General features: G+C 32.4%; 19 protein-coding genes. 6 read left to right on the top strand and 13 right to left on the bottom strand.

Going from position 1 to position 19,030, the window contains the following annotated elements:
• Window position 1: 1 nt before the first annotated feature.
• Window positions 2-706 carry an ABC transporter ATP-binding protein gene (locus J0J69_RS11120; protein WP_055245095.1) on the bottom strand — a complete coding sequence of 235 codons (705 nt, stop codon included), beginning with the start codon at window positions 704-706 and terminating at the stop codon, window positions 2-4.
• Between the two features lie 155 nt (window positions 707-861).
• Between J0J69_RS11120 and J0J69_RS11115 the strand changes: the two genes are divergently transcribed.
• Together J0J69_RS11115 and tnpC are read left to right on the top strand one after the other, a co-directional pair.
• On the top strand, window positions 862-1,437 hold the full coding sequence (locus J0J69_RS11115) for a TetR/AcrR family transcriptional regulator (RefSeq protein WP_055245097.1): 576 nt from the start codon (window positions 862-864) through the stop codon (window positions 1,435-1,437).
• Between the two features lie 770 nt (window positions 1,438-2,207).
• Window positions 2,208-3,617, top strand: a complete 1,410-nt coding sequence (tnpC, locus tag J0J69_RS11110) for an IS66 family transposase (protein WP_256637873.1) — start codon at window positions 2,208-2,210, stop codon at window positions 3,615-3,617.
• A 164-nt stretch (window positions 3,618-3,781) separates the two neighbouring features.
• Here tnpC and J0J69_RS11105 read toward each other — a convergent pair whose 3' ends face one another.
• Window positions 3,782-4,255 carry a hypothetical protein gene (locus tag J0J69_RS11105; RefSeq protein WP_055277460.1) on the bottom strand — a complete coding sequence of 158 codons (474 nt, stop codon included), beginning with the start codon at window positions 4,253-4,255 and terminating at the stop codon, window positions 3,782-3,784.
• 248 nt (window positions 4,256-4,503) lie between these two features.
• Between J0J69_RS11105 and J0J69_RS11100 the strand changes: the two genes are divergently transcribed.
• Complete coding sequence (locus J0J69_RS11100) at window positions 4,504-5,043, top strand: DNA-3-methyladenine glycosylase I (RefSeq protein WP_212725047.1); 540 nt, start codon at window positions 4,504-4,506, stop codon at window positions 5,041-5,043.
• Window positions 5,044-5,106: 63 nt separating this feature from the next.
• Entirely contained in the window at window positions 5,107-5,934 is an 828-nt protein-coding gene (locus J0J69_RS11095) for an AraC family transcriptional regulator (RefSeq protein ID WP_055245165.1), read from the top strand.
• Here J0J69_RS11095 and J0J69_RS11090 read toward each other — a convergent pair whose 3' ends face one another.
• The gene (locus tag J0J69_RS11090; RefSeq protein WP_055277411.1) at window positions 5,935-6,555 is read right to left on the bottom strand and encodes a YczE/YyaS/YitT family protein; all 621 of its coding nucleotides are present in this window, start codon (window positions 6,553-6,555) and stop codon (window positions 5,935-5,937) included.
• 325 nt (window positions 6,556-6,880) lie between these two features.
• On the opposite strand from J0J69_RS11090, the gene J0J69_RS11085 reads away from it, so the two are divergent.
• Entirely contained in the window at window positions 6,881-8,695 is a 1,815-nt protein-coding gene (locus J0J69_RS11085; RefSeq protein ID WP_212725928.1) for a carbohydrate-binding domain-containing protein, read from the top strand.
• Between the two features lie 573 nt (window positions 8,696-9,268).
• Here the strand turns inward: J0J69_RS11085 and J0J69_RS11080 are convergent.
• The 9 genes from J0J69_RS11080 to J0J69_RS11040 form a co-directional block, all read right to left on the bottom strand.
• Entirely contained in the window at window positions 9,269-9,958 is a 690-nt protein-coding gene (locus J0J69_RS11080; protein ID WP_055305414.1) for a DUF4956 domain-containing protein, read from the bottom strand.
• The gene (locus J0J69_RS11075; protein WP_055305415.1) at window positions 9,952-10,707 is read right to left on the bottom strand and encodes a polyphosphate polymerase domain-containing protein; all 756 of its coding nucleotides are present in this window, start codon (window positions 10,705-10,707) and stop codon (window positions 9,952-9,954) included. Before J0J69_RS11075 ends, J0J69_RS11080 begins: the two co-directional genes overlap by 7 nt.
• Before the next feature lie 127 nt (window positions 10,708-10,834).
• Window positions 10,835-11,299 carry a HugZ family pyridoxamine 5'-phosphate oxidase gene (locus tag J0J69_RS11070; RefSeq protein ID WP_212725929.1) on the bottom strand — a complete coding sequence of 155 codons (465 nt, stop codon included), beginning with the start codon at window positions 11,297-11,299 and terminating at the stop codon, window positions 10,835-10,837.
• 9 nt (window positions 11,300-11,308) lie between these two features.
• Window positions 11,309-12,517 carry a nitrogenase component 1 gene (locus tag J0J69_RS11065; protein WP_055305417.1) on the bottom strand — a complete coding sequence of 403 codons (1,209 nt, stop codon included), beginning with the start codon at window positions 12,515-12,517 and terminating at the stop codon, window positions 11,309-11,311.
• Window positions 12,504-13,793, bottom strand: coding sequence for a nitrogenase component 1 (locus tag J0J69_RS11060; protein ID WP_212725930.1), 1,290 nt, complete (start codon window positions 13,791-13,793; stop codon window positions 12,504-12,506). The genes J0J69_RS11065 and J0J69_RS11060 overlap by 14 nt, the downstream gene beginning before the upstream one ends.
• A 10-nt stretch (window positions 13,794-13,803) precedes the next feature.
• On the bottom strand, window positions 13,804-14,589 hold the full coding sequence (locus tag J0J69_RS11055) for an ABC transporter ATP-binding protein (protein WP_212725044.1): 786 nt from the start codon (window positions 14,587-14,589) through the stop codon (window positions 13,804-13,806).
• A 2-nt stretch (window positions 14,590-14,591) separates the two neighbouring features.
• Window positions 14,592-15,572, bottom strand: coding sequence for a FecCD family ABC transporter permease (locus tag J0J69_RS11050; RefSeq protein ID WP_212725043.1), 981 nt, complete (start codon window positions 15,570-15,572; stop codon window positions 14,592-14,594).
• Between the two features lie 2 nt (window positions 15,573-15,574).
• The gene (locus J0J69_RS11045; protein WP_212725042.1) at window positions 15,575-16,498 is read right to left on the bottom strand and encodes a helical backbone metal receptor; all 924 of its coding nucleotides are present in this window, start codon (window positions 16,496-16,498) and stop codon (window positions 15,575-15,577) included.
• 29 nt (window positions 16,499-16,527) lie between these two features.
• Window positions 16,528-17,271 (bottom strand): nucleotide-binding protein, encoded by a 744-nt coding sequence (locus J0J69_RS11040; RefSeq protein ID WP_212725041.1) that lies wholly within the window; start codon window positions 17,269-17,271, stop codon window positions 16,528-16,530.
• A 166-nt stretch (window positions 17,272-17,437) separates the two neighbouring features.
• Here J0J69_RS11040 and J0J69_RS11035 point away from each other — a divergent pair, with 166 nt between their 5' ends.
• Entirely contained in the window at window positions 17,438-18,163 is a 726-nt protein-coding gene (locus J0J69_RS11035; protein WP_055305423.1) for a helix-turn-helix transcriptional regulator, read from the top strand.
• A gap of 26 nt (window positions 18,164-18,189) precedes the next feature.
• Here the strand turns inward: J0J69_RS11035 and J0J69_RS11030 are convergent, their stop codons facing one another.
• Window positions 18,190-19,002, bottom strand: coding sequence for a DUF4037 domain-containing protein (locus tag J0J69_RS11030; RefSeq protein ID WP_212725040.1), 813 nt, complete (start codon window positions 19,000-19,002; stop codon window positions 18,190-18,192).
• Between the last annotated feature and the right edge of the window lie 28 nt (window positions 19,003-19,030).

Here is a 19,030-nt window from a genome sequence, read left to right as displayed (position 1 = left end):
ATTACCACTCAATCCTTTCGACTGGAGTTGGATTTTCATTGATTTCAATACTTGAGACTTTTCCATTTCGAACATGGATTACTTTATCTCCCATTGGTGCGATGGCTAAGTTATGGGTAATCATCACAACGGTCATCCCCATATTACGACATGTATCCTGTAATAATTTCAAAATTGCTTTCCCGGTATTATAGTCTAATGCACCTGTTGGTTCATCACACAGTAATAATTTTGGATTTTTAGCGAGTGCCCGTGCAATTGCGACACGTTGTTGTTCTCCACCTGACATTTGTGCGGGGAAATTATTTTTACGATGACCAAGCCCAACTGCTTCTAATACTTCATGCACATCTAATGGATTTTCACAAATTTGTGTTGCTAACTCGACATTCTCAATCGCGGTTAAGTTTTGAACTAAGTTATAGAACTGAAAAACGAATCCAATATCATGACGACGATAAGTGATTAACTCTTTATTATTATAATTACTTATCTCATTCCCACCGACTGAAATTGTCCCACTACTTGCAGTGTCCATTCCACCTAAAATATTAAGTACCGTACTTTTACCGGCTCCGCTGGCTCCAGCAACAACGACGAATTCACCTTTATCGATTGAAAAATTAACACCACTTAAGGCTTCAATCTCAACCTCGCCCATCTTATAAACTTTCTTTACATCTTTAAAAGTAATATAGTTCTTCATCTCACCCACTCCTCTTTGTTGATTGACTTTTATCATTAACTCTATTATGATGGACTTCAAAGTGAGATACAATACTCAATGTTCATTTTCGTGTCGATTAATCAACAATAAGGCAGAATCTGTTGATTAATATTATTGGGAGGAAGGATTGAAGCATGAAATTAGAAGATCGCCGTGTACGTCGCACAAAGCAATTAATTAAACAAAGCTTAATTGAGTTGATGCACGAAAAACCATTTAAAGATATCACCGTTAAAGATATCACAGAACGAGCAGACTTAAATCGAGGAACCTTTTATTTACATTATGTTGATATCTACGATCTCCTTTCTAAAATTGAAGACGAAACATTACAAGCCATTGAAGAGATGATGCTAGATTATCGATGCAAAATCAATATGCCATCCTGTTATGAATTATTAGATGAATTATTCTCATATATTGAAGATAACCGTGACTTATTTGAAGTTTTATTACACTCACAATCAGAAGGAATTTTTCTCAATAAACTTCAATATTTAATTAAAACAATGGGACTTGATTTAATGAATATGATTTATAAGGACACTTCACGTCCTCATTACTGTTACTTTTTATCATTCGTTTTAAATGGTGTTTTAGGGGTAACTGAACAGTGGTTTAATAATGGAATGGATATGAGTTCAACTGAAATGGCAACCATGATTGATCATTTCATCATGGATGGAATTTCTATTTTAGCCAAATTATAATTTTTTCATTTTTTATATTGTTTAATCTATCAAAACATGATATTCTATTCACTCAACCCCTTGCGTTAAGACAAGGAATGTTTCGAGGTTGAAGGAAAGAACAATTTCCACGTACTGTTCTTTATGTGTTGTTAAGATTATCGTCGGGAATGATAATCGCCGGAAGCATTCACAAAAAGAAAGTAATTACCATATAAGTTAATTACGAGCGCTTTTTCATAAATAGAGCTCAGATTGCAAACATAAATGATGAGATAAAACTCTTCACAGAAACCAATATGAAGGCTAATTTCTCACCTTAATGAGAAAACGCGGCCACTAGGCTCTGTTTATTTTTCTTGTTTAAACGCAATATGCGTTTTATAGGAAGAAGGCCTGTAAAACCTTTGGGGTTTAATAAACACCAAAGGAGGAATTTGAAATGAAACAAATTCAAATGTTAAAAGATGCAACAAAAGGATTAGTAATTGGAACAGCTTTATTCTACATTACCCCTCAAGTCATCGAAGTCATTGCACACATGACTGCTGTTAAATAATAAAATAAAAACCTGATGAATTCATCAGGTTTTTATTTTCCCCCTCTCTTTAAATTTTTAAAGAAAAAAATTTAGTTATAGTTCATTTGTAACTATTCAGCCACCAAGTAAACGAATTCCGTTTCTTGGTGTTTTTGTTAATGATATGTAGCTCTCGTGAATAACTTACCTATTTGTAAGATTTACGTTATAATATCCTTACTATTCCAACTTTAGAAGAAGGTGTCATCTCATGTCAGAATCTGAAATCATCAAAGTTTATCAGGAGGGGATTCAATCCGTTATTAGTTTAGTTCAAGGACTTTCCACTCAAATCTCTGAGTTATCTCAGACTGTTTCAGATTTAGATGCTCGCCTTAAGAAACTTGAAAAACAATCAAATCAAACCAGTCAAAATAGTAGCTTACCTCCGTCAACCGATGGTTTTAAAAAGACAAAAAGTTTGCGTCAACCTTCAAATAAAAAAACGGGTGGTCAAGTCGGGCATCAAGGTTCAACCTTAAAAATGGTAAAAGATCCGGATCTTGTCGTCACACATCATCCGAAAACTTGCCAAGGGTGTGGGTGTTGTTTAGAAAACGTTGAACCTCAAAAAACGATTCGACGTCAAGTTTTTGATTTACCGAGCTTAAGGCTTCAAGTGACTGAGCATCAATCCCAAATTAAAGTCTGTCCTAACTGTCACTTTAAAAATGAAGGACTATTTCCGAAACATGTCACACAACCGACACAATATGGGCCACATTTAACAAGTGTATTAACTTATTTCAGTCACTATCAATTGATTCCTTTCAACCGTCTGAAACAATTGACTCAAGATATTTTCAAAGCGACCATCAGCCAAGGAACACTGGTGAATATGACGAAACGATGTGATGAGTTATTAGAAACGACTGAAGCTTCAATCAAAGAAAATCTTTTGGCATCAAATCATCTTCATTTAGATGAAACAGGCTGTTATGTCAATGGAAAGAGACACTGGCTTCACGTGACTTCAAATCAAAAATTCACGCATTACTTTGTTCATGAAAAGCGTGGCTCTCAAGCAATTGAAGCCAATGGCATTCTTCCCTCTTTCAAAGGAACCGTCATCCATGACCATTGGACCCCGTATTTTAAATATGATGATTGTACGCATGCTTTATGTAACGTTCATCATTTAAGAGAGTTTAAAGGAATCATCGATTTTGAGAACCAACAGTGGGCAAAAAACATGACGAAATTATTACTTGAAGCTAAAACTTATTCAGAAGAGACGGAATATCCTTTACCCTTATCTAAAATACAGGAGTTTGAGAAACGATACCAACAAATCATCGAAGAGGGTTACCGTGAGAATCCTTTAAAACTGCATGAAAAGAATACGGATTCCGTTCGATTACTCAATCGTTTATCGAAACGACAAGAAGAAGTATTAGAATTTCTGTATCAAGTTGAAGTTCCGTTTGATAATAATTTAGCTGAGCGTGATGTCCGAATGACTAAAACTAAACAAAAAATATCCGGATGTTTCCGAACAGAAAAAGGTGCTCATTGTTTCGCCCGAATCAGAGGTTTCATCTCTACTTGTCAAAAGCAAGGATTAAATATTATCGAAAGTATTAAAACCATTTTAATGGGAAATACGATTCAATTTTCATAACATTCACAAGGAGTACTTCACTAAATGAGCACTCCTTTTTGTGATACTCTTTTCTACTAGGCTGAATAGTTACGTTCATTTTACTAAAATAGATTTTTTATCAGAAAAAATCACTATTTTTACGATAAAAGTAAAAGGCTACCGCTTTGCGATAGCCTTTTTTACTATTGTTCAAGATGATCATTTGGGTGTCGGATTTCATCAACAAATTCTTTTGCTTTATCAACAATTTTTTTTGCTCCATGTTCAATTTTTTCACCGACATGTTCAATACCTTCTGCTGTTTCATGGATTACTTTTTCAGTGCCCTCAGCAACATTTTTCATTCCTTTAGCAATACCATGAGCCACATCTTCTGCCACATCTTCTGCACCATTAACTACTTTTTTAGCACCATGAGCAATATCTTCTGCAACGTTTTTAACTCCATGTGCTGTTGCATGAACTGCTTTATTCGCACCATATTCCACATCTTTAGCTACATTTTCCACACCATGAGCCACTTTTTTTGCTCCGTGTTCAACATCTTCTGCTATGTCTTTGACTTCATGTGCCATTTTATGTGCAACATGTTCGGTACCTTTAACAACTTCTTCACCAAACTCTTCTTGATGAGTTGATTTATTATAGGTAGACATCTTAAATACCTCCTTTAAATCTCAACAATTGTTTCAACTTAATGAAACCAATATTAGTATTCTCAAATTCTCATCAAAATACATTCATTATAGATTTTTCTTCCAAAAATCAATCTTTATTAAAATACATTCCTAAAACTACTATCTTTACTAATCTTTCGTTCCAATTTATCCTTACCTCAAACTTCAGAGACATTCATTTTCATCAAATTGAAGATAATAAGAGAAAATCAAACTAGGTGATATTTATGCGTCAATGTACAGGATGTAAAAAAGAATTGTATCAATTATCTCGTGAATCATCATTTGGAACTCCAATTTATGATGATGAGCAGCTATTCAGAGTTCTTTGTTATAAAATTTTACAAACAGGGCTCAATGAAAAAGTGATTGCTAATAAAAAACGTGAGATAGAAAAAGCTTTTGATCAATTTAATATTAAAAAAATCGCTCAATATGATGAGTCTAAAATCTTAGAGTTATTAAATAACAAAAATATGATTCGCCATGAAGGAAAGATACGCGCAATCATTCATAATGCGAACCAAATCATCCGTCTTCAAAATAATTATCAAAGCTTTTCGACTTACTTATGGCAGTTTAGTAAGAATCAAACGTTAAATTATGATATAGACGCTCATTTATTATCGCCATTACAATTTGCTACGATGATTTCTAATGCTTTAAAAAAAGAAAGCTTTAAGTTTGTCGGTCCTAAAACGATCCTAAGCTTCATCCATGAAATAGGAATTATTTATGCTAAAAAAGTTTGTATTTATAAAGAATAGATGTTTTTCATGCGCTTTCAAATGTGTTATAATAACATACATAAGGCATTGGGGGATATTTTTATGTCACATATTAGTTTAGAAGTTAACCATAAACATTTTCGTGATTTATATTTATGTTTTTGTGGAATTCATGATTGCGAACCTTCTCACTCATTTGGTCCTGCCATTCGACCTAATTATTTACTTCACTTCGTTATTAAAGGAAAAGGAAATTATTATTTAAATGATAATTGTTATGAAGTAAAGGAAAATGAATGTTTTTTAATTCGGCCAAATGAACTCACTTTTTACCAAGCAGATAAAGATGACCCTTGGACTTATGTTTGGGTTGGTTTTGATGGGGAAATGGCTCAGAAATATTTAGAGGCAGCAGGTTTTTGTGACGATCGATTAGTTCGCCAATATGAACACTGTGAGGAACTCAAAGACTATGTGACACAAATGCTAAGTTATAATAGTTTAACTCAAGCTAATGAATTAAAATATCAAGGATTATTATATTTATTTTTAGCTAAGTTAGCCGAGTCATCAGATATTAAAGTAACAACCGAGCATAAAAATGAAAATCATTATATTAGTAAAGCGATCGAATTTATTCAAAATAACTATTCTAACTATATTAAAGTAAGTGATATTTCTAATTATTTATGTTTAAATCGTACGTATTTAACATCATTATTTCAAAAATATTTAGGAATGTCTCCCCAACAATTTTTAATTCAATTCCGTATTACGAAAGCGGCTCAGTTACTAGTTGAAACTAATCTTTCAGTTGCTGATATTTCTCGATCTTGTGGATATAATGATTCACTTGCTTTTTCAAAATCATTTAAGAAAATTAAATCATTATCTCCAACAGATTTTCGTCTTCAAATGAAAAAAGTGTAGCTAGACTACACTTTTTTCATTTGAAGACGAAGCACATTTATCAATTAATGAATTAGCTAGATTCACAGCTGGTCCTATTAATACCGTCATTAAAATAGTTCCAATTCCAATTGGTCCTTTTAATAATAGAGCTATAATAATAGCTATTAGATCAATTAAAAGTTTAGCCGTCCCAATTTTCAGTTTAAAAACCTCATTTAAAGCAACGGTAATATCATCATTTGGATTAGCTGGAAATTTCGGTCTTAAATAAATAGCAATTCCAACCGAAGCACAAAAAATGGCTACAGTAAAAATAATAATTTGATGAACAATTGTATCTACAGTAATCATATCTACGACTTTTACCCATCCCTCAGTAAAAATCGCCATAAATATAGCAGTCATTAATGGTTTGAAATTCGGTTTTCCACGACGAATAACTGTTGAAATTATAATAGCCACAAACGCCATGAGAAGAATAATAATCGATAAATTTAATCCTGTACGATCAGCTAAAGCAAAGTTAATAGAGTCTAACGATCCTGTTCCTAATCCTGCCTTTGAACTAAAAGCAACCCCTAGTGTTAATAACACAATACCTCCAACATATTGAACATAATCCATTTTATTTCGTTTCACATCTACACCTTCTTCTTTCCTTTTTATCTATTGTCATTATAAGTCCTGAGCCGAATATAATACATTTCATGATGTTAGATAGGTATGGTTAAATGTCTGTTTTTTAATATCATTTATAAAGCATGTTACTTTCATTACCTTTAGAAATTTAAGGATATTTTAAGAATCACTTGTTATATTAATCTCAGATAAGGCAATCATTAGCGTAGAGATCGTGTCCCCATTCCTAAAAGCTATCATTTAGGCGTTTTCTACCTAGGTTTGTCTTATCTTCTTTATATTAAAAATCAAAAAAAGAGAGAAAATTAAACAGGAGGCGTTTACAATGAAAAAGCAACTGACTTTTTTCATTTCAGCTTTATCAATTTATAGTACATTAATCGGGTGCTCTAAGCAGCAACCTAACACCTCTGATGAGGCAATACAAGAAAATATCGTTGAATCAACGAATCAAGATCATTCAGCTGCCGATACAACGATTGAATTTGGATCAAGTATTACAGTCAATGGAACTGGTGTGACAGTCGATGAAAACATAGTCACTATCACTCAAGGCGGGACTTATAGTTTAAGTGGAACACTAGATGACGGGCAAGTTATTGTGAATGCCGGTGATTTAGATCAAGTTGAAATCTTATTAAATGGTGTTCATTTAACGTCTTCAACAAGTGCTCCTATTTACGTTATGAATGCTGATAAAACGACTTTAACATTAGTTGAAGGAACAGAAAGTGTCATAACGGATGCAGAATCATATGTTTATGAAGATGCAACAGTGGATGAACCAAATGCCGCTATTTTTAGCAAAGATGATTTAAAAATTAATGGAACAGGTTCTTTAATTGTGAATGCAAACTATAACAATGGAATAGCGAGTAAAGATGACTTAGATATCAAAAATGGAGATATTACAATTAACGCTGTTAACAATGGATTAAAAGGAAAAGATTCTATTGAAATTGATAACGGAACCTTTGTGATTAACAGCGGTGGTGACGCTATTAAATCAGATAATACAACAGATACAACTAAAGGATGGATTACAATCAATAATGGAACCTTTAATCTAACTGCAACAGGTGATGGTATTCAAGCTGAAACAGATTTATTAATTAATAGTGGAACTTTTACTATCGAAACAGGTGGTGGTAGTGAAAACAGTAGTTCGAAATCATCGAGTTGGGGCGTTTGGGGAATACCCGGACATGCTCAAACTTCATCTTCTAGTAGTGAAGAAACAACAAGTGCAAAAGCATTAAAAGCAGGTGTTAACTTAACGGTTGAAGATGGAAGCTTTAATATTGACTCTTCCGATGATTCAATTCATACAAACGATAGTATCGTCATTAATGGTGGATCATTCACTATAGCTAGTGGCGATGATGGGATTCATGCGGATACAACACTAGACATTAATGGTGGAACAATCGATATTACAAAATCATATGAAGGATTAGAAAGTACAACGATTACGATAAACGATGGAACAATTCATCTCATCGCAAGTGATGATGGAATTAATGCAGCGGGTGGAAATGATGGTTCTGCCATGAATGGACGTCCTGGACAAAATAACTTCTCATCGACTTCAGGTATGATTTACTTTAATGGTGGATATGTCTATGTCAATGCTTCTGGTGATGGACTTGATGCAAATGGATCGATTGAAATGTCAGGTGGAACCGTTATTGTTGATGGACCAACTGATGGCGGAAATGGTGCATTAGACTATGACGCAACGTTTAATATTAGTGGGGGATTATTAATTGCATCCGGAAGTAATGCTATGCTTCAAACCCCAAGTTCATCATCTAGCCAAAATACAATCGTCGTGAGCAGTAATACTTCAAGTCATACATTGGTTAATATTCAAGACAGTACGGGAACAGATTTGATTACTTATGCACCTTCTAAATCATCACAAGTTATTATGATTAGTTCTCCTGAATTTAAAACAGGTGAAACATACACGATTTCAACGGGTGGTACTTCAACTGGAACAGAAATAGATGGCTTATACAAAGGCGGATCATATAGTGGGGGCTCAAATGTAGCGACCTTAACTATCTCAAGCTCTATCACAAGCAATGGAAATTTAAATAATGGTATGGGTGGTCCTGGTGGTATGGGGAGACCTTAAATAACCTTCAAGCAATTAATTAATAAAAAAAGGGTATGAAATCTAGATTTCATACCCTTTTTATTTTGAAGATTTGGATTGCATAAGAAAAGTATCTCATAATAAATATTAAAGCAGTTGTATCAGAGAACGTGTTCTCACCTTCATTTTTATCTACTAAAGAGTTACTGCATTCAGGAACCTTACTCTTCATTTAAAGATGAGATGAATAAATACTAATGATATCAATTATAACTAGAAAAAGATAAGCCAATAACAAACAAACTAAAACAACAAAAAAACTTTTATTAAAAACTCTAATAGTCCCCCCTCAAAAAGTAACAGTGGCTTATAATTTATAATAACAAAGCTACATTATCGAAAACTGTTAAAACCAAGAGGCTTCTTAGAATCATATTTCAGCACCTGAAATGACGCCCCCTTTGGGTATATCTTAAATCTCATAAATGAGTAGGACTGATTGTTTAGTTAGGAATAAACAGCTTGAAGAATTTATGTTATTCTCTCTTAGTCAACAGCCACTTAATTACATAGTAAAAGCCAGCAAATTTTCAGAACTTGCTGGCTATATTTTTAAACATATACTTTTTCATTTTGAGCATTTAAAGTTAATGTAATATTTAAGTTTCCATTTCTACATCTTAATTCATCAATTAATTGTTTTTGATTCGCTCCTTCAAGCAATTGAATTGAATAATTTAGTTCAAAAAGAGCACCAAAATCACGAGTACGAATTGTTTCAATATGATAGTTGCTTGAATATTTATTTAAAACTTCATCAAAAATACCTTCATAATTTAAATCTTCTGGGACAATAATTTTTAAATTCATAGCTTTTGTTTTAGGCATTGCAAATTTTGTAGCATCTAATATTAGCATAACTAGTGATAAACAGATAGTAAAAATAACGGCGTATCCAATATAGCCCATCCCACAACATAAACCTACTGCTAAAGTAAAGAAAACATATGCAATATCTTTTGGTTCCCCAGGGGCACTTCTAAATCGAATTAATGAAAAGGCTCCTGCTAAACTAAATGCCCGAGCAACATTATTACCAACTAATAAAATAATGATTGAAATAATAACTGGCAACATAATCAAAGTAATCGTAAAGCTTGGGCTATATCCAGCTTTTTTAGTTGTCCTCATATAAACTAAACTGATCACGAACCCTAAAATGATTGCAGCTGCAATGACAATTAACGTATTAAGTAATGTAAATGAACTTCCATCTGTTGATTGAATAATTGTTTCTAACATGCGATATCTCTCCATTTCTCTTCTATTTCATCCTTATCTTGGGCACAATACTTCATAAATTCTTGACCGTATTTTGAAAAATGAGTATTGTAAATCTCTAATTCTGATAAAATCTTCGTAAACCAAACCGGGATGGCACCTAAAATTTTAACTTCCATTAAATATTGATTTTCTTCAAGAATATCATCCCCATAATATCCCCCTTCAAGTGTTAAATTTTCACGTCTTGTCAGTATTTTTGAATCAAAGGTTAAACGAAATTCCGGATCATCTTTAGCAAAAAATGCTTTACGAGTATAGCCAATATAAACAGATGGCTTTACAGATTCATGACTCAAATAATAAGCTATTTCATTGATGACTTGTTCACTCATATAGTCACATGTTTCAGGTCGTATTCCTTGCTCAACAAAATCTCTTGCTTCCTCTAAAGTTAAAATCACACGGCGTTTATTGACGATTCCATTAATCTTTTTCTTTAATTCTAGAAAAACTTTATCTGTTGGCTTTTTAGGAATTTTATAACTTCTCAACCTTAGCTTTTCCTTATAATAAGGTTTTGAAATTGAATGACGAATGACATCAGAATGAATCGTATCGTAATAAATGTTATAGATGCTGTAGTTCTTTCCATCTAAACAGTGATGATCCGGTTCCATGTAATCTAACAACTTAGGAATTAGTGCATCATATTGTTGATTCGTTAATAAAAATTTTTTCTCATACCGTTTAAATGATTTAATCGCCATTATAATAACCTCCAATTAGATTGAATAAATATCTTATACTTCCATTATATTGATACACCTTAAACCAATCTTAAGGATTGTTAACTTTTTGTTAATTTTAAAAAAATCACCAGTTAAACTGGTGATTTTATTTCATCTTATGTCCCATGACAGATCCTTCACTAATTATTAATTGATCGTCACAAATAGTAATATCATATGCTTTTCCAAATCCTTTAACTAATCGTCCAGACTGGATATTTAATTTAAATATATCAAAATCTAGTTTCTTTAAAATACTCATTATTGATGCCCCATGGCTAGCATCAAATTTTTTAAAGATATCCTCCTCTACTTCTTTCATCAAATCTACCTTACAATTAAAAGAAAGTCGTTCCCTCGCAAAAATATTTTTCGCATCTTTTTCATCTTCAATCAGCATAACTGAACAGTTTGGATTCATTAATAAATGGTGATAATGAGCAGCAGCCTTACTTATATAGATATACAAATCAATTCCATCTCTTATAAATGGTGCATAGCTGATTTCCGGTAATAATTGATGATTTAATGAACTAATCATGAGACTTTTTTGTTCTAATAACTTCTCCATTTTAAGCTCCTATAAACTAATATTTAAAATTTTCTCTATCCAATACAACATCCCTCTAAATCCAATAAAAGGCGTATATGGATAAATCATTATATGATGTAAATTAGGATTGCTTACTTGATGACTAGATTTAGCGGTATAATCCATCTCAATTGTTGCGCCATCACCTAATAGCAGCAATAAAGATTCTTGCTTTAAATACTTCATTCGGTCAAATTCAGTCCCACCTGCTACTAATGGTTCCTCTACCTCTGTCTGATATAAAATCTCAGCTCGATTAACTTCTAATCCTAACTCTTCAAGTAGTTGCTTCATTCCGACTGCAGTATCATAATCACCAAAGACAGCACATTTTTTTGTTTCTTTATAGAAAAAGAATTTTCGTTTCACTGTAAACATTTGTTGTTTAATTTGAGTAACTTCTTCTTCATATTTTTCTTCATTTAATTCATATCCCTCAAATATAGCTAGTTTTTGAATAAATTTCATCGTATTCTCTAACCCATGTAATGAATGATAAATATACGGAATTCCATATGTTTTTTCTAAATACTGTGCAGCCTTTAATGCTTCGCGTCGGACAACAATATTTAAACTAGCGGTTGCAGCATTCTCTAAATCCTCAACGCTAGTTTCACAAGTAAAAACAGCGTTTAATTGTTTATTAAAAAATAAAGTCATCATACGCTTTAGTTCTTCTACATCAGATAAATAATTATATCTATCCATTGTAAATCCTAGAATATTGTATTTCATTGGATCTTTTTGAGCAGGCTTGACTAAATTCTTAACAAGTAATAACAATGTTTGTTCAACACCAATATGATAATGGTGTTTTAATCCCCCTGTTGTTATTGGAATTAATTGAGCACTAACTTTAGACTCTAATTCAAAACAAACACTTTCTACATCTGCTCCAATAATAGATGAAATTGAAGAAGCCATAACAAAAATATATTTTGGTTTAATATTTTCATCAACTTCCATAATTGCTTGTTCGAGACGATCATACTTTCCAAAAGTCACATCACTTTGATCCATATGAGTGGAATAGATATTAGCTTCATGTTTTCCATTTAAACTTCCAATTCCTTCAATTGCATAATGAGTAGTTCCGGCCGGTCCAAATTCAATAACACATGCTCCTTTAATAGATGCCAGTGTCCAAATTGCTCCCATCCGATCATTAGCGATAGGATAATATTTACATAGCTGCATGTATCATTCCTCCCATTGGCATTGATTCCATTTCAAATAACTTAATCATATCCTTCATCATTCCAATTGAAAGTTCATATCCAATTTTTTGTGCATGAACATCAAACGTTATTTGTAACATACCTTTTTGCTTTAATAACATTGGACTTTCATGACCAACATATAAGTCTGCGCTAATCGTGTCATATAGCTTACGTAATGGGGCAATATTTGCAATACGACTAATATATGGATCATATCCTTTACTTAAAAGATTGTCTTTAAATTTAATATCTTGATCATATAATTTACGTAATTGAACAAATACAGGAACTAGCCCTAAATCACTTAAGAAATCTACTGTTTCAAATGCCATCATTGGCGTATTCCCATAAATTAATTTCTTCCCTGTTAACAGTGTCTGACATCGATTAAACAATTGATGATATTCTAACTTAACCTGCTCTAGATCTTCTTGTAATGAGATTCCAAATAATCCTTCAATTTGTTTATAATTTTCATCAATAATCTTATGATTTAAGTGTTTATCAAAATAAATATAATCAATATTAAAGCGATGCTTCATTTCTTTTGCTAGGTCAAGAGCAATCATATCAGTCACAATATTTAATTTTGCACGAGGTGCTTCTTTAATTTGTTCAATTGTACATTTTGATGGAATAACTGTATTAATCGTGATTCCATGCTTAGTTAATAACTGCACTAACTCTGTTTCATCTACTTTATCTTGTCGATGTCCTAAAATATTGATACTATCATTTTGAGCACATGGCTGCATTGCTTGTGCAAATGATTTGAGCGTTCGCGACATTCCTGGAATATGAGAATTACATTTAAAATGTTCGGTTTGTACAACAAAAATAGGAATATTACCCTCCTGCTCTAAACTGTACTTAACTCCTGTATAATCTTCTCCAATTAATTCTGGAACACACGTTGTTACTAACATAATCGCATCTGGATTTTCAATTTCAATAATTTCTTTAATTGCTTTTTCAACTTGATTTACTGCACCAAATACAACTTCGTTATCGTCAAGAACTAATGAATAAACACTATCCTTTCCCTTTTGGCGATGATAAGCAAAGTTTTTTGTATAATAAGTGCATTCACTTGTTCCTATAACAACGATTATCATATTTTGAATATATGAGGCAGTTAAAGCAACGCCAAATAGTGGACAATGTGTTCCTGGAAAGATTGCATGTGATAAACTTTTAATATCTTGGTCACTTTGAATCTCACTCAGGCGATTTAAAGTTTCTAATGTATACATACCTTACCCCCTATGCACTTTTAATTGTTTGAATTGGGTGAATACGTGGTTTATTCGAAATAGGATCTAAATCAATCTCACATTGAATTTGATAAACTGATTCAATTGTTTGTTGGTCAATAATTTCATTCGGTGCCCCATCTGAAATAATGGTCCCTTGTTTCATAATAATAAGTCGATCACTGTAGCGACTCGCTTGATTTAATTCATGTAAAACCATCACAACTGTAATATTTAATTTTTTATTAATCTCTTGAATGAGTTCCATTAATTCTAATTGATATGAAATATCTAAATAGGTTGTTGGTTCATCTAGTAATAAAATCGTTGGTTTTTGACATAAAGCTTGTGCAATATAGGCACGTTGTCTCTCTCCACCAGATAATGACCCAATCGGTTTATCTTTATATCGTGTTAACCCTGTTTGTTCAATAGCCCAATCAATAAATAATTTATCCTCTTCACTTTTATGTTCATACCATTTTTTGTGTGGTAGACGTCCATAATAAACAAGTTGTTCAACAGTTAAATCATTTGGTGCCTGATTATGTTGAGATAATAAACAAATTTTTTGAGAAATCAATTTATTTTTTAAATATTTTAATTCAGTTCCTTCTAAATACACCTTACCAGATATCGGACTAATCATACGAGATAATGTTTTTAATAGTGTTGATTTTCCACATCCATTAGGACCAATAATCGAAACAATTTCACCTTGTTTAATTGATAAATTTAAGTTATCAATGATAATTCTATCCTCATATCCTACTTTTAAATCCTTTGCACAAAGCATGACTAGTTCCCTCTCTTTCTTAATAAATATAAGAAAAATGGTCCACCTACAATTGATGTAATAACACCAACTGGGATTTCAATCGATCCCCCAATAGTTCTTGCTAATGTATCTGCAATTAATAAAACAATAGCTCCTAGTACCATACTAAAAGGAATTGTGTATTTATGATCACTTCCCATTAGCAGACGTGCAATGTGAGGAACAATTAATCCAATAAAGCTAATAATTCCAACAACAGCTGTTGAAATAGCTGCTAAAAAAACAGCCACTGCAGAAATAACAAGCCTTGTACGACTTACATTAAATCCTAGATTTTTTGCTGATTCATCACCAAGTTGTAAGACGTTCGCACTACGAATCAAAAATAATGAAAGTCCTAGACCAATTAATGAATAGAGAAACAGCATATCTACGTGTGACCATGTTTTAGTTGCAAGACTTCCGTTTAACCATAAAATCGCACTCTGAATTCTGTCACTAAATAGAGTTGATAATAAAGAAATAAATCCACCTAAAATTGTGTTAATCGCAACACCAGCTAAAACAATGCGCTCTGGTCTTAAACCATTTTTCCACGCCATTATAAATACAAGTGCACATGCAATTGCTCCTCCAACGAAGGCGAATAAGGGTAAAGCGCCTGAAAGTTGAGGCATTAATAACAAAATAATAATTGCTGCCACACTAGCTCCACTTGAAACCCCGGTAATTCCAGGGTCAGCAAGTGGATTTTTCATAACAGATTGTAATAAAACACCAGATACGGCTAAATTAGCGCCAATCAAAACCGCTAAAATATTTCGTGGTAGTCGCATTTTGTAGACAATTGTCATGACCATACTATTATCTTGATGAATTAGCGGACTAATAATTTCACCTAAACTTAAGTTAACACTTCCAATAGTTGAAAATAATACCACCAAAATTACTAAAACAAGTGCTGTTCCTCCAATAATAAGATATTTTCTATCTAAACTCATGATTAGTTACCATAAAAAATTTCTCCAAGTGTTTCAATTGCCGTTGTAATTTCTAAATTCGCTGATACATTAAAAACTGATGGATCTAAATCATAAACTTTTCCACTCTTTACAGCATCTAATTCTTGATAAGCGTCATTAGCATCAAATGCTTCATCAAACATTTTTTTTGTTTGTTCAATATTTCCGTGTGCAAAACGTAGAACATAATCAGGATTCTCAGCTAAAATTTGTTCTAAACTAAATTGAACATAGCCTGAACTCATATCTCCATCAAGTTTCGATGTAATATTTGTTGCACCTAATGTCTTCACTAAATCTCCTAAATACGAAGTATCTGTTGCTAGCATAAAGTTCTCACCTGCTCCAAAAATTACAGCCACTGTTGGCGATTGATCTCCTTTTTTCTCTAAAGCTTTTGTAACTGATGCTTCAATTTCACTAACTAGCTTTTTAGCCTCATCCTCACGGTTAATTTCTACTCCTAATTGTTTAATACTGTTTACAAAATCAGAATAACTTCCTGTCTCAAAAAAGAAAGTATTTAATCCATATTGTGATAAACTCTCTTCTACACTAGCTTGAAAATTAGAATCCATAATAAATAAATCTGGCTCTAATGAAGCAACTATTTCTAAATCTGGACTCATTGCTTGACCAACCTCTGGTAAATCAGCATATTGTGCCGGTAAGGTTTGTGTTGTGGTTGGTACCCCTACTACCTCAGCATCTAATTTCGCTAATACATTCGTTGCAGATACAGTTGCAGATACAACTTTTACCTCCTCAACTAGAGTTTCTTCTTGAACTGCTTGATCTGGTTGTGGATTTTCTGTTGATTGATCAACGTCTTGCCCGTCATTTTGACATCCAACTAACATCATCCCTGCTACTAAAATCATACTTAATAAATTTTTAACTTTCATTTTCTCTTCCTCCTACTTTTTTTACTTAACTAAGCAATTATTTTCTTTGCTAACTCTAAATATACATTTGCCATCTCACAGCTACTCTCTTTTTCAATAACAGTTTTTCCATCATTTTCGGATAATTGTACGACTTTATCACGTGGAATATAATGATAAATTGTTGAATTTATTTCAGTAGCTAATTTTTGAACAAGTTCATATTCATTCTCCACATTTTTAGCATTTAAAATCAAACCTTTTAAAGAGGCATATCCTCGATTTTTAAATTGATTAACTGCTGTTGAAATATTACTTGCGGCATACATTGACATCATTTCCCCCGAAGTCACAATATAAACCTCATCAGCATATCCATTACGAATTGGCATCGAGAATCCACCACAAACAACATCACCTAGCACATCATAAATAACGATATCTGGCTGGTAAACTTCAAATGCATTTAATTCAGCTAATTTTTCAAAGGCAGCAATAATTCCTCTTCCTGCACAACCAACCCCTGGAGTAGGTCCGCCAGCTTCAACACATAACACCCCATTAAATCCTTCAAAAACAATATCTTCTAATGTAATGTTATCCCCTTTTTTATTCATTACTTCTAAAACAGTTGGTATAAAATTTCCTCCCATTAAATTTTTAGTTGAATCTGCTTTGGGATCACATCCAATCTGCATAACTTTGAGCCCCAACATAGATAATGCAGCCGATAAGTTAGATGTCGTTGTTGACTTTCCAATCCCACCTTTTCCGTAAATTGCTAATTTTCTCATTGCTTTTCTCCTTTATTTGTAACATAATAGAGTTATCAATTGATAACCATTATCAATGGGTATATTATAGTCAATAATGAAACTGAATGCTTAAACTATATATTGTTTTTCTATAACGATATTCGCTTCCTTCACTAAATCTATTTCAATACAGGAGATGAAATTTATGAAATCAATTGAAAATGTATTACTAGATTTTTATACTTGTGTCCACATCCCCGTACAATTTCTCGATCAAACCTTTAACTCTATTTTTAATATTGATATTCAGGAGTCTATAAAAGATTTTATTAACTCAACTTCTTTGTACCACGATCTCAAACAAGGAATAGATGCTTTAACCACACTGACTTATTTTGAAAATATCCATTTTATTGTTCTTCCTTTGCAAAATTATCGCCAACTAACAGGTTATTTTATTGCGGGTCCTTTTCAATCTATTAATCTAGGTAAGGACAATCAATTCGCTTATAAACCTTTTGATTGCCTCTCTTATCTTGGAAAGCTATTTGAAAATATTATGAGGCAACATTTATTTTCAGCCCCTAAATTTAACACCTATGTTCGAGAAGGAATTTACTATATTCATAAAAATTATGACAAAAACATTACACTGACAGATGTATGTAAAGATTTAAACGTAAATAAAAGTTATTTTTGTTGTATTTTTAAAAACGAGACAGGAATGACCTTCTCAAAATTTTTGAATCGACTACGCATCGAAAAAAGTAAGCAATATCTAATTCAAAATAATGAGTCGATTTTATCAATTGCACTTGCTGTTGGATTTAATAACCACAACTACTATACAATGATGTTTAAAAAATTAACGGGATTTACTCCAATTGAATTTCGTCAACAACATCAAATAAAAAAAGAAGCTCTCTCCTAATAGAAGCTTCTTTTTTTGCATCTTCATTACTGTCTATTATCTAACAATTCATTGGGTAACATGTTTTGTAGTTCATCTACTAACTGATTCATTGTCTTTAATACAACTTCATCATTAATTCCTATATTTCTAATTAATTGCTCAATTTGTTTCTGAGCGTCAGGTGGATAAATAGGACAAGAATGCTCAATAATTGACAGTAATCGTTTCTCACCCGGATGCAGCATTTCATTAATTGCGAATATAATATCATAATAGCTAGCTAAAAATGCAGTCACTCGGTGATTCAGACTATTTAAATCTTGTCGCTTAATCGCCTTTTCGACTTGATGATAGTAAGATGAAAAAGCATCTCTTAAAATCGGATAATTCATGTTAATAATATTTTGTTTGAGTTGATGTGGATAGCGTCGATGATACTCTTTTTGTAACTGTTTGAGTAAGCCATTACGATCATATAAAAGCTTAGCATTAACAACATTATGAACAAAACAAGTTGTATACCCTGTACTAGCATGATACTCATTCATCACCGAATGAAGGTTATTCACAATGTCTTCTAAATTAAATAGACAAATATCTATATCAATGTTAAAATCTCTTAAAATATATTCATCAGAACTTCCAAAAAACTCATTTCCAATTTCCATTTGATCAGCAAATTTTAATGCGATGCTACGACGTTTCTCAATTGAAATTGGGCATGTAATAAATAAATCCAGATCAATATCAGATTGCTGATCATTTCGGCCTGTTGCTCGTGAACCAGCTAATGTAATGGCCTCCACTTCATCAAGTTTCTTATATTCTGAAATAATTTCCTTTATTATCTCTTCCATCCTATCCCTCCTACTTACATTATACGAA

It is taken from the genome of Turicibacter bilis (genome assembly GCF_024499055.1).
GTDB classification, from domain to species: domain Bacteria; phylum Bacillota_I; class Bacilli_A; order MOL361; family Turicibacteraceae; genus Turicibacter; species Turicibacter bilis.
The sequence above is the reverse complement of the archived record's forward strand: the minus strand, read 5'-3'. Positions and strand labels throughout refer to the sequence as shown.

Excerpts from the sequence above, each read along its gene's own strand:
- J0J69_RS11120 (WP_055245095.1), bottom strand. The coding sequence starts at position 706 with ATGAAGAACTATATTACTTTTAAAGATGTAAAGAAAGTTTATAAGATG.
- J0J69_RS11115 (WP_055245097.1), top strand. The coding sequence starts at position 862 with ATGAAATTAGAAGATCGCCGTGTACGTCGCACAAAGCAATTAATTAAA.
- tnpC (WP_256637873.1), top strand. The coding sequence starts at position 2,208 with ATGTCAGAATCTGAAATCATCAAAGTTTATCAGGAGGGGATTCAATCC.
- J0J69_RS11105 (WP_055277460.1), bottom strand. The coding sequence starts at position 4,255 with ATGTCTACCTATAATAAATCAACTCATCAAGAAGAGTTTGGTGAAGAA.
- J0J69_RS11100 (WP_212725047.1), top strand. The coding sequence starts at position 4,504 with ATGCGTCAATGTACAGGATGTAAAAAAGAATTGTATCAATTATCTCGT.
- J0J69_RS11095 (WP_055245165.1), top strand. The coding sequence starts at position 5,107 with ATGTCACATATTAGTTTAGAAGTTAACCATAAACATTTTCGTGATTTA.
- J0J69_RS11085 (WP_212725928.1), top strand. The coding sequence starts at position 6,881 with ATGAAAAAGCAACTGACTTTTTTCATTTCAGCTTTATCAATTTATAGT.
- J0J69_RS11080 (WP_055305414.1), bottom strand. The coding sequence starts at position 9,958 with ATGTTAGAAACAATTATTCAATCAACAGATGGAAGTTCATTTACATTA.
- J0J69_RS11075 (WP_055305415.1), bottom strand. The coding sequence starts at position 10,707 with ATGGCGATTAAATCATTTAAACGGTATGAGAAAAAATTTTTATTAACG.
- J0J69_RS11070 (WP_212725929.1), bottom strand. The coding sequence starts at position 11,299 with ATGGAGAAGTTATTAGAACAAAAAAGTCTCATGATTAGTTCATTAAAT.
- J0J69_RS11065 (WP_055305417.1), bottom strand. The coding sequence starts at position 12,517 with ATGCAGCTATGTAAATATTATCCTATCGCTAATGATCGGATGGGAGCA.
- J0J69_RS11060 (WP_212725930.1), bottom strand. The coding sequence starts at position 13,793 with ATGTATACATTAGAAACTTTAAATCGCCTGAGTGAGATTCAAAGTGAC.
- J0J69_RS11055 (WP_212725044.1), bottom strand. The coding sequence starts at position 14,589 with ATGCTTTGTGCAAAGGATTTAAAAGTAGGATATGAGGATAGAATTATC.
- J0J69_RS11050 (WP_212725043.1), bottom strand. The coding sequence starts at position 15,572 with ATGAGTTTAGATAGAAAATATCTTATTATTGGAGGAACAGCACTTGTT.
- J0J69_RS11045 (WP_212725042.1), bottom strand. The coding sequence starts at position 16,498 with ATGAAAGTTAAAAATTTATTAAGTATGATTTTAGTAGCAGGGATGATG.
- J0J69_RS11040 (WP_212725041.1), bottom strand. The coding sequence starts at position 17,271 with ATGAGAAAATTAGCAATTTACGGAAAAGGTGGGATTGGAAAGTCAACA.
- J0J69_RS11035 (WP_055305423.1), top strand. The coding sequence starts at position 17,438 with ATGAAATCAATTGAAAATGTATTACTAGATTTTTATACTTGTGTCCAC.
- J0J69_RS11030 (WP_212725040.1), bottom strand. The coding sequence starts at position 19,002 with ATGGAAGAGATAATAAAGGAAATTATTTCAGAATATAAGAAACTTGAT.